The sequence below is a fragment of the Arthrobacter sp. B055-34 genome, assembly GCF_059090425.1.
Genome location: NZ_JBNHFQ010000004.1, coordinates 1 through 12,545, shown reverse-complemented (window position 1 = coordinate 12,545; position 12,545 = coordinate 1). Strand labels below are relative to the sequence as shown.

At 66.2% G+C, this 12,545-nt stretch carries 11 protein-coding genes; 4 read left to right on the top strand and 7 right to left on the bottom strand.

Going from position 1 to position 12,545, the window contains the following annotated elements; translation table 11 throughout:
• Positions 1–98 precede the first annotated feature (98 nt).
• The 3 genes from AC5RWO_RS08515 (at position 99) to AC5RWO_RS08505 (ending at position 2,529) form a co-directional block, all read left to right on the top strand.
• Positions 99–908: a basic amino acid ABC transporter substrate-binding protein gene (locus AC5RWO_RS08515; protein WP_498730943.1), complete on the top strand. Its 810-nt coding sequence runs from the start codon at positions 99–101 to the stop codon at positions 906–908.
• Positions 909–981: 73 nt separating this feature from the next.
• On the top strand, positions 982–1,767 hold the full coding sequence (locus AC5RWO_RS08510) for an amino acid ABC transporter permease (RefSeq protein WP_170837956.1): 786 nt from the start codon (positions 982–984) through the stop codon (positions 1,765–1,767).
• A 3-nt stretch (positions 1,768–1,770) separates the two neighbouring features.
• Complete coding sequence (locus AC5RWO_RS08505) at positions 1,771–2,529, top strand: amino acid ABC transporter ATP-binding protein (RefSeq protein ID WP_139007217.1); 759 nt, start codon at positions 1,771–1,773, stop codon at positions 2,527–2,529.
• Between the two features lie 54 nt (positions 2,530–2,583).
• Here the strand turns inward: AC5RWO_RS08505 and AC5RWO_RS08500 are convergent, their stop codons facing one another.
• The 4 genes from AC5RWO_RS08500 to AC5RWO_RS08485 form a co-directional block, all read right to left on the bottom strand.
• Positions 2,584–3,489: an intradiol ring-cleavage dioxygenase gene (locus tag AC5RWO_RS08500; protein WP_498730940.1), complete on the bottom strand. Its 906-nt coding sequence runs from the start codon at positions 3,487–3,489 to the stop codon at positions 2,584–2,586.
• A 63-nt stretch (positions 3,490–3,552) separates the two neighbouring features.
• The gene (menD, locus tag AC5RWO_RS08495) at positions 3,553–5,430 is read right to left on the bottom strand and encodes a 2-succinyl-5-enolpyruvyl-6-hydroxy-3-cyclohexene-1-carboxylate synthase (RefSeq protein WP_498730939.1); all 1,878 of its coding nucleotides are present in this window, start codon (positions 5,428–5,430) and stop codon (positions 3,553–3,555) included.
• 101 nt (positions 5,431–5,531) lie between these two features.
• Positions 5,532–7,619 (bottom strand): PhoX family protein, encoded by a 2,088-nt coding sequence (locus AC5RWO_RS08490; RefSeq protein ID WP_498731378.1) that lies wholly within the window; start codon positions 7,617–7,619, stop codon positions 5,532–5,534.
• A 214-nt stretch (positions 7,620–7,833) separates the two neighbouring features.
• Positions 7,834–8,829 carry an o-succinylbenzoate synthase gene (locus tag AC5RWO_RS08485; protein ID WP_498730937.1) on the bottom strand — a complete coding sequence of 332 codons (996 nt, stop codon included), beginning with the start codon at positions 8,827–8,829 and terminating at the stop codon, positions 7,834–7,836.
• A 97-nt stretch (positions 8,830–8,926) separates the two neighbouring features.
• On the opposite strand from AC5RWO_RS08485, the gene AC5RWO_RS08480 reads away from it, so the two are divergent.
• Positions 8,927–9,835, top strand: coding sequence for a phosphatase PAP2 family protein (locus AC5RWO_RS08480; RefSeq protein WP_498730935.1), 909 nt, complete (start codon positions 8,927–8,929; stop codon positions 9,833–9,835).
• On the opposite strand, the gene AC5RWO_RS08475 is transcribed toward AC5RWO_RS08480, so the two are convergent.
• The 3 genes from AC5RWO_RS08475 to AC5RWO_RS08465 form a co-directional block, all read right to left on the bottom strand.
• Positions 9,810–10,994, bottom strand: coding sequence for an MFS transporter (locus AC5RWO_RS08475; protein ID WP_498730933.1), 1,185 nt, complete (start codon positions 10,992–10,994; stop codon positions 9,810–9,812). The two genes, AC5RWO_RS08480 and AC5RWO_RS08475, sit on opposite strands and share 26 nt — an antisense overlap.
• Before the next feature lie 50 nt (positions 10,995–11,044).
• A complete protein-coding gene (locus tag AC5RWO_RS08470; protein WP_498730932.1) occupies positions 11,045–11,878 on the bottom strand; it encodes an MBL fold metallo-hydrolase in 834 nt (277 codons plus the stop codon).
• Between the two features lie 164 nt (positions 11,879–12,042).
• A complete protein-coding gene (locus AC5RWO_RS08465) occupies positions 12,043–12,249 on the bottom strand; it encodes a hypothetical protein (protein ID WP_074703282.1) in 207 nt (68 codons plus the stop codon).
• Positions 12,250–12,545 lie beyond the last annotated feature (296 nt).

Below are 12,545 nucleotides of genomic sequence, written 5' to 3'. Positions count from 1 at the left end.
TAGGCAATCAATGTAGCCTGTGATGCATATCACCCGTTACCGAATGTTACGGCTAGACTTAAGCCGGATTTTTCATCAAAGAACAGGTAGGAAAGCCAATGCGGAAAAACGCATCCACCGCGGTCAAGGTATTCTCCGTCCTTGCCACCGGCACCCTGGCCCTCACCGCGTGCGGTGGGGGCTCGTCTTCGGACGGCGGCTCCGAGGCTGCTGAAGGCAATGAGCTCGGCCTGGTCACCCCGGGCACACTCACCGTCTGCTCCGACATTCCGTACCCGCCGTTTGAGTTCGAGGAAAACGGCGAATACACCGGCTACGACATGGATCTGATCCGCGAGATCGCCACGGGGATGGGCCTGGAGACGCAGATTCAGGATGTCGGCTTCGACGCTCTACAGAGCGGCGTGGTGCTCGCGTCGGGGCAGTGCGACATCGGCGCCAGCGCGATGACCATCACCGAAGAGCGCGAAGAGAACATCGACTTCTCCGAGCCGTACTACGACTCGCTGCAGTCGCTGCTGGTTCCGGCCGATTCGGACATCAAGTCCATTGAGGATCTGGCCGGCAAGTCCGTCGGTGTGCAGCAGGGCACCACCGGCGAGGCGTACACCCGCGAGAACGTGCCGGCCGACACCGAGGTCCGTGCCTACCCGTCGGACGCCGAGCTGTTCCCGGCGCTGCAGTCGGGCGGCGTCGATGCCGTGCTGCAGGACCTGCCGGTCAACCTCGGTCACCTGGAGGGCGGCAAGTACGAGATCGTCGAGGAATACCCGACGGATGAGTCCTACGGTTTCGCGGTAAAGGAAGAGGGCAGCGAGGCCCTTCTGGAGGCAGTGAACGCCGAGCTGGCCGAACTGCGGGAGAGCGGCAAGTACCAGGAGATTTACGACAAGTACTTCGCCCAGTAATGCCCTTTACTGCTTCGCCCCGGATGAGCTGTCCGGGGCGAAGCAGTCCTGAAGACCTCTGGAAGGCCTGAATGTGAAACCGTCTACCCGTAGGCGCCTTTTCCGCGGCGTGCTCTACGCCATTTTCATCCTTGCCGTCGCCGCCGTCGTATTCGTCGCCGACTGGGAAGCAATCCAAACCAACTTCTTCAACCCCGAGGTTGCCGCCGCAGCCTTCCCCGAAGTCATCCTGATCGCCGCGAAGAACACGATTGTCTACACCGCAATCGCCTTCGTCGGCGGCCTGATCTTCGGCCTGCTGCTGGCGCTCATGAAGCTCTCCCCGGTGGGGCCCTATCGCTGGGTAGCCACCGCGTACATCGAAATCTTCCGCGGTTTGCCGGCACTGCTGGTGATCTTCGGTTTCGCGTTCGCCGTGCCGATCGCCTTCGACTGGCGGCCGCCGGGCGGCAGCGCCGGTGCCGGTCTGATCGCTTTGATTGTGGTCTCCGCCGCGTACATCGCCGAGACCATCCGCGCCGGCATCGAGGCCGTTCCCCCGGGCCAGCGCGAGGCCGCCCGCTCCCTGGGCATGAACCCGAGCTGGACCATGGTGTCGGTTGTCCTGCCGCAGGCCTTCCGCATCATCACTCCGCCACTGACCAACGAGCTGGTCATCCTGATCAAGGACACCTCGCTGCTGTTCATCGCCGGCATGGCGCTGAGCGAACGGGAATTGACCACCTTCGCCCGCGACGCTGTCTCCCAGCAGGCGAACGCGACACCGCTGATGGTGGCGGCGCTGATGTACCTGATCATCACGCTCCCGCTCACCCAGCTGGTTGCCAAGCTTGAACGACACAACAAGAGAGGCCGGTAAGCCATGGCGACGGAGAGTTCCCTGCGAAAGGACCGTCCCGCAATCGAAGTCCGGGGCCTGTACAAGAGCTTCGGGGACAACGAAGTCCTCAAAGGCATCGACTTCCACGTTGACCAGGGCGAAGTGGTGTGCGTCATCGGCCCCTCCGGCTCGGGCAAGTCCACCCTGCTGCGTTGCGTAAACCGGCTGGAGGAACCCACCAAGGGGACCATTCTGGTGGAAGGCGTGGACATCACCGACGAGGAAACGGACCTGGACAAGATCCGTACCCGGATCGGCATGGTGTTCCAGCAGTTCAACCTCTTCCCGCACCTGAGCGTGCTGCGCAACCTCACCCTGGCCCAGCAGCGGGCCAAGAAGCGCGGCAAGTCCGAGGCCGTCGAAACCGCCCGGCGCAATCTGGCCAAAGTCGGGCTGGACAACCGGGAGAATGCGTACCCGGCCCAGCTGTCCGGCGGCCAGCAGCAGCGCGTGGCGATCGCCCGGGCCCTGTCCATGAACCCGGACATGATGCTCTTCGACGAGCCCACCAGCGCACTAGATCCGGAGCTCGTGGGCGACGTGCTGGAAGTCATGCGCCAGCTCGCTGACGAGGGCATGACCATGATGGTGGTGACCCACGAGATGGGCTTCGCCCGCGAAGTGGGCGACCGCGTGGTCTTTATGGACGGCGGGGTTGTGGTGGAGCAAGGCAAGCCCGAGGACGTGCTGGGCAACCCGCAGCACGAACGCACCAAGGCCTTCCTCTCGAAGGTGCTCTGACCCCTCGCACAGTCCGGGTTTTCTGAGCTGCCGGCATGGACCGGCAGCTCAGATTCAGATGGTGACGTTCAGCGCGGCGGTATAGCCGTCGGCCGCGGAGCCGGACATCGTGGCCAGCTGGTAGATCCCGCCGTCGTCGCCGAAGACGTTGTCCCTGGCCAACGGTGTGTTGGGGAAGTTCCGCCGGCTGACTTCGTACCCGGGGGCAGCATAGGCGTCCGTGCAGGCTGCCTCCGTGAGGGCGATCTGCGAAACCTTCAGAATCTGCCCGGCGCTCGTAGCATTGGGCATGGACTCGAAAACTTCGAAGTGGATATGCGGCCAGCGTCCGTTGTAGGCGCCGGGAAAGACGGTCGTAAACGTCACCTGTCCATTGGCATCGGCTTCCTGCACGCCGCGCAGGAAATTCTCGCCTTCCAGACCGGAATCGTAGATCGAGTATCGGCCCTCCCGGTCGCAGTGCCACACATAGACCGCGGCCCCGGCGAGCGCCTTGCAGCCATTGGCGTTGTCCAGCAGGGCCAGCGTCAACTTCAGCGGCACGCCCTCCGCCCTCGTTGTCGAACCGTTGAAGCTGGACGTGATGTCGCTCCTGACCACGCCGGATGCCTCCAGCACATTCGGGCCGTTCGAGCCGTCCCCGGGGAAGGGGCCGGCGGTTTCGTCCGGCATTTCCGCCCCGCACTCGGCGATGGCACGGGTCACCGTGGACGACGGCGTGGCGGCGCCGGAAGCCGATGCTCCGCCTGATGCGGATGCCGAGCCGGACGCCGAACCGGCAGCGGGCGGCGATGTGGCCGCCGTCGTTGTTGAGCCGTTGGTGCTTGAGGGAGTGCAGGCGGCCAAGGCGGCCATCGTGCCGGCGCCGAAGAACAAGCCGAGCGTGCGCCGGCGGCTCAGCGTCGTTAGATCGAATTCGAGTCCGCGGTCGTGGTCAGGGTGGGGCATTTTGTGCGTCATGGGTTCCTTTCTAGCCGGGAACCCTATGCTTCGGCTATGGCTGGTCTGCGGTCACGCACGATGTCAGCCGGGAGTTACCAGAGGCAACGTCCGGGGCCGCTCGGGCAGCCGGGCACGCAGCGCCGCTCCAACGGTCTCCGTGATTGCAGCATGCAACTGCCGCAGGGCTGCCCGGTCCGTGCGGACCTCGACGATGCTGCGTCCCGCCACCGGCTCCCGGAGCGCGTCCTCCAGGGTGGCTTCATCTTCCACCAGCCGGTAGCCCACTCCATAGGCGGCGGCGAGGGCTGCCAGGTCCACCTGGTGCGGGGTGCCGAAGAGGCGTTCGACGGCGGCGCTATAGTCAGCGCGTCCGCCCACCTCGCCATGTTCGAGCAGCGAGAAGATGCCGCCGCCGGCATCATTGACCACAACCATGCGCAGCGCCGGTTCGGCTTCGCCGTCGCCGAGGAACAGGCCGGAGGCATCGTGCAGGAAGGTCAGGTCCCCCAGCAGGACCGTGGTCGGCCGGTCCGCTCCCAGCGCGATGCCCGAAGCCGTCGAGATGGTGCCGTCGATCCCGGCCAAACCGCGGTTGGCATGGACGAACGCTGCTGGTTGCGCCGCTGGAGCGCCCAGCAGATCCACGTCGCGGATCGGGTTGGAAGAACCCAGCACCAGCCGGCCCTGGGCAGTGGCCCAGACCGACCGACCCACATGCAGTCCGGTGAGGCCCGGTGCCTGGTCCAGCAGTTTTCCGATGACCGGCAGGGCAGCGGCCGCGGCGTCCCGCCAGCGCTCCAGCCACCCGGCCGGGCCTGTGCCGGAGAAGATGGAGAGTTCCGCCGGCTCGCTGATGATCCGTTCCCGGCGCCGGCCCGGTTCGAACCAGGCCACCGGCTCCGGCATGAACAGTGCCGTCTGGACGGCCGGCCTGGCCAGCAGGGCGGCCACCGGCCGGGAGAGCGTCGGCCGGCCGAAGACAACGGCACGCTCGATGTCCCTACCCAGATGCGCCAGCAGCAAGCGGTACGCCGGTACGGCATTGGGACCGAACCGTGCATTCGACGATGGCTCGGCCAACAGCGGCAGCCGGTGCGCGCGGGCGAAAGCCTCCGCCTGGGCACCGGCACCGTGGCCGGCAACCACCACCGTGCGCCGTTCCTCCGCCGGTTCAGCTGCTGGCGCAGCTGAAGTGGACGCGGCCTCGGCGGGCTCCTCCCTCAGGGCGGCTGGCTCCGGCAGCGCGGCCGGCGCGTGCTTCCCCTCGCCCTGCTGTACCCCGGCGGCAGGTGAGCCGAGGTGCAAAGCCGAAGCCCCGCCGTCGTTCATTGCCGGCACCAGCGGATCGCGGAACGCCAGGTTAACGTGCACCGGACCAACGGCGCCTTGATGGTGGTCCGCCCCGTGCTGGCCCTGGTGGGCCTGCGAGGGCGTGGCGGTTAGGGAATGCGTGCCCTGCCCGGTCTCCACCAGTGCGACTGGGATGCCCTTGACGGCCAGCAGCCCGGAGTTGATGGCCTCTGCCGGGTCCTTGCCCGCGGGCACATCCACCGCATAGCGGACATGCCGGCCGAAAATGCCAGGCTGGCTGGTGGTCTGGTTGGCGCCCGTGCCGCGCAGCTCCTCCGGCCGGTCCGCCGTGAGCACCACCAGCTCGACGCCGGCGTGGTTGGCTTCCATCACGGCCGGCAGGAGTTCGCCAACGGCGGTACCCGACGTCGTGACCACCGGTACCGGGCGCAAGGATCCAAGCGAGAGGCCCAGCGCGGTGAAGGCCGCCGCCCGCTCGTCGATCCGCACGTGCAGCCGCAGCTCCCCGCGGGCCTCGGACTCTGCGAGCGCATAAGCCAGCGGGGCGCTGCGCGAACCCGGCGCGATCACCACATCGCGCACCCCACCGTCCAGCAGGGCACTGACAGCGGAGCGGGCGGCATCGAGGGCATTCAGTTCAACGGTCACCTGTCCATCCTAGGCAGACGGCCGCGCCCACCAAGGTGGACGCGGCCGTGGGTCGCGCTGCTGCCGCTGCGGCTGAACGTCAGGGTGCAGGGCGCTAGCTGCTAGCGGCCGACGAAGCCGTTCTTGCCCTTGAACATCTGGATCACGGCCGGGCGGGGCAGCCCGCCCTTGCCCGACGTCGTGCCGGCCGGGAGGTAGTCCGGGAACAGCGAGCGCTGCTTGTCCCAGGAGCCGTCCTCGCCCGGGTGCTGGACCGCCACGAAGACCAGGCCGTCCTCGTCATGGATGACCGGGCCGCAGGTTTCGGCGTCGATCGGGACCGCCATGAACTGCTCCACCTTGCCCATCTCCGGGCCTTCCATGGTGACGCGGTACAGGGCGTCATTGCGCTGGATGGTGCCGGGCTGGCCGTCCGTGGAGATCCACAGGTTGCCGGCCGAGTCGAACGCAAGGTTGTCCGGGCAGGAGAGCGGCTGGACCTGGTCGGCCGGGTAGCCGCTGAAGTATACGCTCTCGTCCACCTCGGGGTCTCCGGCAACCAGCAGCAGCTTCCAGGTGAAGGTGGCGGAGGTCTGGTCCCCGGTCTCGGTCATCTCGACGATGTGGCCGTGGCGGTTGTTGGCCCGCGGGTTCGGCTCATCGGCCTGGGCAGCGGTGCGGTTGGTGTTGTTGGTGCAGGCCACGTAGACCTTGCCGTTGGCCGGGTTGATCTCCACGTCCTCGGGACGGTCCATCTTGGTGGCGCCCATCTTGTCTGCCGCCAGCCGCGTGTAGACCAGGACCTGGTCGATCTCCATGTCCGGCACCAAGGACTTGCCGTTGCGGGTCAACTGGATCCAGTGGCCGACGCCGTCGAAAGCGCCATCACTGGGCAGCACGCCGGAGCCGTCAATCTGGTTCGCCGGGGAGTTGCCGGAGAAGCTGGCCACGTAGAGGTCACCCTCGGTCAGCAGCGTCATGTTGTGCTTCTTGTCGCCCTCGAGGTACGTGTCCTTGGAGACGAACTTGTACAGGTAGTCGAAGCGCTCGTCGTCGCCCGAGTAGGACACGGCATGGCCGGATTTGGCGATGGTGACGTTGGCGCCCTCGTGCTTGAAGCGGCCCAGCGCGGTGTGCTTGCGCGGAGTGGAGTTCGGGTCGAACGGATCCACTTCGACAATCCAGCCGAAGCGGTTGTCCTCGTTCCTGCCCTCCGGGGTGTCCGCGTCGAAGCGGGGTTCTTCGATGTGCCAGCCGCGCGACGGATTGGTGCTCGTGAGACCGTAGCGGCGCTGCTCATCCGTCGGCGCCGAAACCTTGAAGTACTGGTTGAAGTTCTCTTCCCCGGAGAGGATGGTGCCCCAGGGAGTGGTGCCGCCAGCGCAGTTGTTCTGCGTGCCCAGGACAATGCGCCCGCTCGGGTCTGCCTTGGTCTTGAGCAGGCTTGAGCCCGCCGCGGGTCCGGTCAGCTCGTACTCGGTGTCCATCAGGAAGCGCCGGTTCAGCTTCGCCCCGCGGACGTACTTCCACGGCTGGCCCTGGCCCTTGCGCTCCACCTCGACCACGGACAGACCGTGCGCGGCCATGGCGGTCTTGCGGACCTGACTAATATCCATGTCCGGCGGGAACATGATGTTCTCATTGGTGTATTCATGGTTGGAGAACAGCACACCGCGCTTGCCGTTGCTGCCCTGAATCTCGATGATGTCCAGGTAGTCGCAGTTGTAGCCGAACTGGCCCGCCTGGGACTCCGGCGTCTGGTTCTCGGGGTCGAACTCGGCGGAGTCGTGGAAAAGCGGATCGCCCCAGCGGATGACCGGCTCCCAGCTGTAGCCCTTGGGCACAACCACGTCATCCACCGTGTTCGCCACGCCGTCGATGCCCGCGAACTTCAGCTTGCTCGCGTTGCCGGAGCCGAAACCCTTCTTGGCCGCAGGTGCCAGACCGACAGAGCCGTTGGCCGCAGCCGCTCCCCCGCCGAACATCAGCGCCACCACGCCGGCACCGCTGACGCCAAGCATGTTCCGCCGGGAGAATTCGGCAGAGACGATGTCGCGGAAGTAGTTGTTGTCCGAGGTATTGCACACGCCCTTGGCGCAGGCGTTGTCGCACTTGAGCGCGCAGGTCATGGCGCTGCGCTTGCCGGAGGTATGTCCCAGCATCGGCAGCAGGCGTTTTTTCAGATGAGACACTTCAGAGGCCTTCCACATCGAACGGTTGCGAACGGCTTTCACCATTTCAGCGCAATCCGACCAACAGGCCGAGGCTAAGTAGACAACAAGCAAACAAACAACGACGGCGGGGCGAACCCTCCGCCCTCAAGCCCGGCTTTCCCTGTCCATCCCTTCCCCTGCCTCCTCCAGCCCGCTTCCAGCCGGCCTGTCCTACCCTGTCATCTCCTATTCGGCCACCCTCTCGATGCCGTTACCTCCCCGCTGCCACCTCGGCCAGTGTCCTATAGGTGCGTTCAAGCCGCTCGGTCCACCACTGCTGCCGCTCGGCCGGTGCCGCGTACCGTTCCAGCAAATCCTCGTCTACCTCAACCGTGCGGACCGGCAGCTCGCCGCCTGCCGGCACCAGGGGCCGGTCCGTCACGTCGCCGTCCATCAGCGAAACCGTGGCCAGACCGCAGGCGTAGGGCAGTTCGGGCAGCGCCGCTGCCAGCGCAACCCCGGCGCTGATCCCCACGGACGAGTCCAAGGCGGAACTGACGACGGCGGGCAGGCCCGCCCGGGCGACGATATCCAGGGCCCGGCGCACCCCGCCCAGCGGTTGTGCCTTGACCACGATCAGGTCTGCCGCCTCTTCCCGTGCCACTAGGAGCGGGTCGCTTTCCTTCCGCACACTTTCGTCCGCAGCAATCAGGGTGCCTATGCCGCGCCGCCGGAGCTCAAGGCGCACCTCGCGCAGGCCATCGATGTCCGGAACGGGCTGCTCGGCGTATTCGAGCCCATACTCGGCCAGCCGCGTCAACGCTTCGACGGCGGCGGGAACGTCCCAGCCACCGTTGGCATCCACCCGCAGGGCCGAGCCCGGTGCGGCCGCCGACACCGCCGCCACCCGGGCAACATCATCCTCGAGGCTCTGGCCCCGCTCAGCGACCTTGATTTTGACCGTCTTCGGTCCGTCATAGCGCGCCAGCACCGCCGGTACATCCTCCGGGGCAACCGCGGGAACGGTGGCATTGACCGGCACGCTGGTGCGCACCGGCTCGGGGAAACCCTGCCAGCCCGCTTCCACAGCCGCACGCAGCCACGAAGCCGCCTCGCCGTCGTCGTACTCAGTAAAAGGAGAAAATTCCGTCCAGCCCGCCGGACCGTTGAAGAGCATCACCTCGCGCCGGAGCACTCCGCGGAACTTCACTTTCATGGGCAACGACACCACCCGCGCCGTGGCCAGCAGTTCGTCCAAAGTCGGCATCCTAAGGGGCTCAATCGTCACCATTCCACTCTACGCTGGGGGCAGGAGGGCGTGGCTGTCGGCATCCGTCCAGCAAATTATGCGACCCTTGAAGGCGATGACTAACCAGCAGAAGCGCATGGCCCGGCCCGCCGCCGGCCGACGGGCGGGCAGAAGTCCCATCCTGTTCTGGCTCGGCGCCGTCCTCTGCGTAGCCGCGTTTGCCTTCACCTACTACGCCTTTGTCCGCACCACGTTGGGCCAGTTCGCGGACGAGTCCGCCTGGGCTGAAGCGGAAGCCGGCTGGCAGTTGGGCCGCGGGGTCTTCCTCGACTTCCTGGATTTGCTGCCCGATATCTCGGTGGCGCTGGCCGCCGTCGTTCTCTTGGTAGTGGCGCTCGCCCGGCGCCGTTGGCGGGCGGCCGGCATCGCCGTGGGTGTAGTTGCCGCCTCGGCCGCAAGCACCTGGATCCTGAAGAACCTCATCCTGGACCGACCGGACCGCGGTGTCCCCACGCTGGAACACAACTCGCTGCCCTCGGGCCACACCACCATCGCGGCGGCAGCGGCGATGGCCATTTTCCTAGTCGTATCGCCCCGCTGGCGGCCCTTCGCCGCAGCAGCCGGCGGCGTCTACGCCGTGCTTGCTGGCGCGGCCACCCTGATCAACGGCTGGCACCGTCCGGCCGACGTGGTCGCGGCGTTCCTGGTGGCCGGGTTCTGGGCCCTGGTGGCAGGTCCGCTGGTGCTGCGTTCGGGCGACGGCTGGAACTTCTTCCACGGCTACGGCAGCCACTGGTCGTCCTCGCCCGTGTGGCCCCGGTTGTGCTGGCTGCTGGCGCTCCTGGGGCTGGGCCTGGCCGCGGCGCTCTACTGGTTTATCCAGCAGATTGGCGCCGCGCCGACGCCGGGCGACGGACGGCTGCCGCTGTTCTTCTGGGCCGGGATGGGCTTGATCGTCGGCGCCGGCATGTTGCTCAGCGCCCTGCTGATCTGGCTCTTCAGCTTCCAGTCCCGCCGGAAATAACCGGCTCCGGCTCGAGCGGTCCGGTGCGCGGAATCCAGTAGGCCATGGCCGCCACGCCCAACAGTCCCAGCCCGGCGGTCATCCAGATGCCGGCGGACAGGGACACTGCGGCCGTCACGAGGCTGAGCAGCGCGGGCCCGCCCATGATGCCGGTGTCGCTGAGCAGCCGCCAGAAACCGAGGAACTGCGCCCGGCCCACTGGCGGCGCATAGTCCGCGCCGAGGGTCATGACTATTCCCGAGCCCAGGCCGTTGCCCAGCCCGATCAGCAGCGCCGCGAGCAGGAAGCCCAGCATGGTGGCGGTGAACGGGATGAGGAACAGCGCCCCGCTCATGATGGTCAGGAACGGGATGGCCACGGCCAGCCGTCCCTTGAGGTCCATGAGCTTTCCGGCGGGGTAGAAGACCAGCATGTCTACCGCGCCGGAGAGGCCGAAAATAACCGACGTCGTCGCCGCATCCAGCCCGATGCTGTCGCCCCACAGCGGGATCACCACATTGCGCGACGCGCGGACGGCACCGATCAGCAGGATGCCGATCCCGATGGTCAGGTAGATGCGGCGGTGGCTGCGGGCAATCGAACGCATGCTCGGCCGCGCCGGTTCTTCGCCGTCGCGGTCAGTGCGGGCCACCTCCAGTTCGGGGACCGTCAACGAAATTCCTGCGGCCACGAGGAAGGCAACCGCGCCCAGCCAGTAGGCGCCAGCGGTTCCAGCCAACCCAATAACGACGGCGCCAGCGAACGGACCGATGAACATCCCGATCCGGTGCACGCCGCCGAGGGTGGACAGCGCACGGGCGCGGAAATTTACCGGCACCGCCTCGCTCAGGTACGACTGCCGGGCCAGCAGGAAAACGGATCCGCCCATGCCGATCAGGAAGACGGCCAGCGCGAAGACCGTGATGTTTGGGGCCGCCACCACCAGGAACATAGAGGCCGCGCACCACAGCGACGCCGCTACCAGCGCCCACTTCTCGCCGAATCGTGCCGTGAGAATCGACGCCGGGATGTTGGTCACCAGCGAGCCGACGCCGAGCAGCGTAACCATCAGCGCGGCAAGAGCCACGGTGGCCCCGAGGTCCCTGGCGCTCAGTGCCACCACCGGCAGAATGGCGCCCTGGCCTACTCCGTAGAGAAGGGACGGGCCATACGCCGGCACGGCAATCCGGCGGAGGCTGAAACTCTCTTCGGGCCTCAGCTCAGCACCCCTTAACGCGGTGCTTGCTTCAGACGCGTGAGCAGCGCCCGTGACTGGAGCGGACCGTACGGCAGGATCGGTATCGCCTTCGTGGTGTCCGCGGGCGTGTCCCTGCTGGCCTGCTCACCCATCCGGACAGCCAGCGACATGGTCTCCCACATACTCTTGACGAAAGCGTCGCTGACCGTTTGCCCGTGGCCAGGCACCAGCACATCGTATTCGTGGCGTAGACCGGAGATCCTGCGAAGCGTTTCCACCCAGTCGCGCGGGTAGGAATCCTCGAACGCCGGATTCGCACCCTGCTCCACGAGGTCGCCGGCGAAGAGGGTCGACGGCGTACCCACCAGCAAATCGCCGTCGGTATGGCCCCGGCCCAGGTAGAACAGCTTTACCGGCATGTCACCGAGGTTCACGGTGACTTCGGTATCCACCGGCTTCGTCGGGACACGGATGCGTGTGTGCTCGCCGGCCCCCTCGGCCATCTCGGGCTCCGTATCCGCTACCTGCTCACGCTGGAGTGAGGCAGTCTCAGCCATATCGTGGGCGCAGTTGCGGTGCGCATAAAAGTCATGGACTCCGTTGTCCGCGAAGAAGGCGTTGCCGAAGATATGGTCGAAATGAGAATGGGTATTGACTACCACCAGCGGCAGCTTCGTGAGGGACCGGACCGTCTTGTAGATCTGCCGTGCTTGCCGCGGGCCCGCCCCGGTGTCGATCACCATGGCTTTTTGCTTCCCGATCACCAAGCCGCTGTTGAGCGAGTAGCTCCGCGTTCGGATGACATAGTTTCCGGGTGCCACCTGAACGTGCTCGGCCTTGTCCTCGGTTTGCACGGTCTCGCTCATGCCGGCTATTTCCTCCTGGATCTGTTCCCGGACGCAGCGTCATTGCGCGTCCAACCCCAACCGTATCGCGGTGAGCGGGAAGGAAACAGTCACAGACCGGATAGCGCGTAACCGAACAGCCTCACTCCGGGTGGGGTGAGAACGGCAACCGATTTACTCGTCCATCAATCCCACATGTACCCTTCATGGATCTCGCCAAAGGGGACACGAGGATCGACCAGCGCCTGGACATGGTGCGACCCCGCGCCACGGATCAGAATCCCATGGTCGCCTTCCGCCACAGACTCCAGAAATACCGGACGAATGGCGTCTGCCTCGGCAGCACTCAGTCCGGCCAAATACAGTTCATAGGCCTCAGGAAGAGCTTTCATGTCACAAGGGTAGCCCGGGCAATGTATGCGGTACAGGGATTCGCGCGGTCGAGGTTCGGGCCGACCACGGGGTATGCATCGCGAGACCTCACCGGGCCAACAGCACGGTATTTCCCTCCGATCCAGCACCACCTTTCTGGTTATCCACCGCCGGACTAAACGCTTGTGCCCTCCACCACACCGCGGTAGAGTCGAATGTATGTTCGAGTCAATCGTTCCGGCGGAGATGGATCCGGTGAAGCCGGTTCCCGGTGATCCGGGTGCTGTGCTGGTCCGGGGCTGGGCCGCCGAACTTG

Excerpts from the sequence above, each read along its gene's own strand:
- AC5RWO_RS08515 (WP_498730943.1), top strand. The coding sequence starts at position 99 with ATGCGGAAAAACGCATCCACCGCGGTCAAGGTATTCTCCGTCCTTGCC.
- AC5RWO_RS08505 (WP_139007217.1), top strand. The coding sequence starts at position 1,771 with ATGGCGACGGAGAGTTCCCTGCGAAAGGACCGTCCCGCAATCGAAGTC.
- AC5RWO_RS08500 (WP_498730940.1), bottom strand. The coding sequence starts at position 3,489 with ATGACGCACAAAATGCCCCACCCTGACCACGACCGCGGACTCGAATTC.
- AC5RWO_RS08490 (WP_498731378.1), bottom strand. The coding sequence starts at position 7,619 with ATGTGGAAGGCCTCTGAAGTGTCTCATCTGAAAAAACGCCTGCTGCCG.
- AC5RWO_RS08485 (WP_498730937.1), bottom strand. The coding sequence starts at position 8,829 with ATGCCGACTTTGGACGAACTGCTGGCCACGGCGCGGGTGGTGTCGTTG.
- AC5RWO_RS08480 (WP_498730935.1), top strand. The coding sequence starts at position 8,927 with ATGACTAACCAGCAGAAGCGCATGGCCCGGCCCGCCGCCGGCCGACGG.
- AC5RWO_RS08470 (WP_498730932.1), bottom strand. The coding sequence starts at position 11,878 with ATGAGCGAGACCGTGCAAACCGAGGACAAGGCCGAGCACGTTCAGGTG.
- AC5RWO_RS08465 (WP_074703282.1), bottom strand. The coding sequence starts at position 12,249 with ATGAAAGCTCTTCCTGAGGCCTATGAACTGTATTTGGCCGGACTGAGT.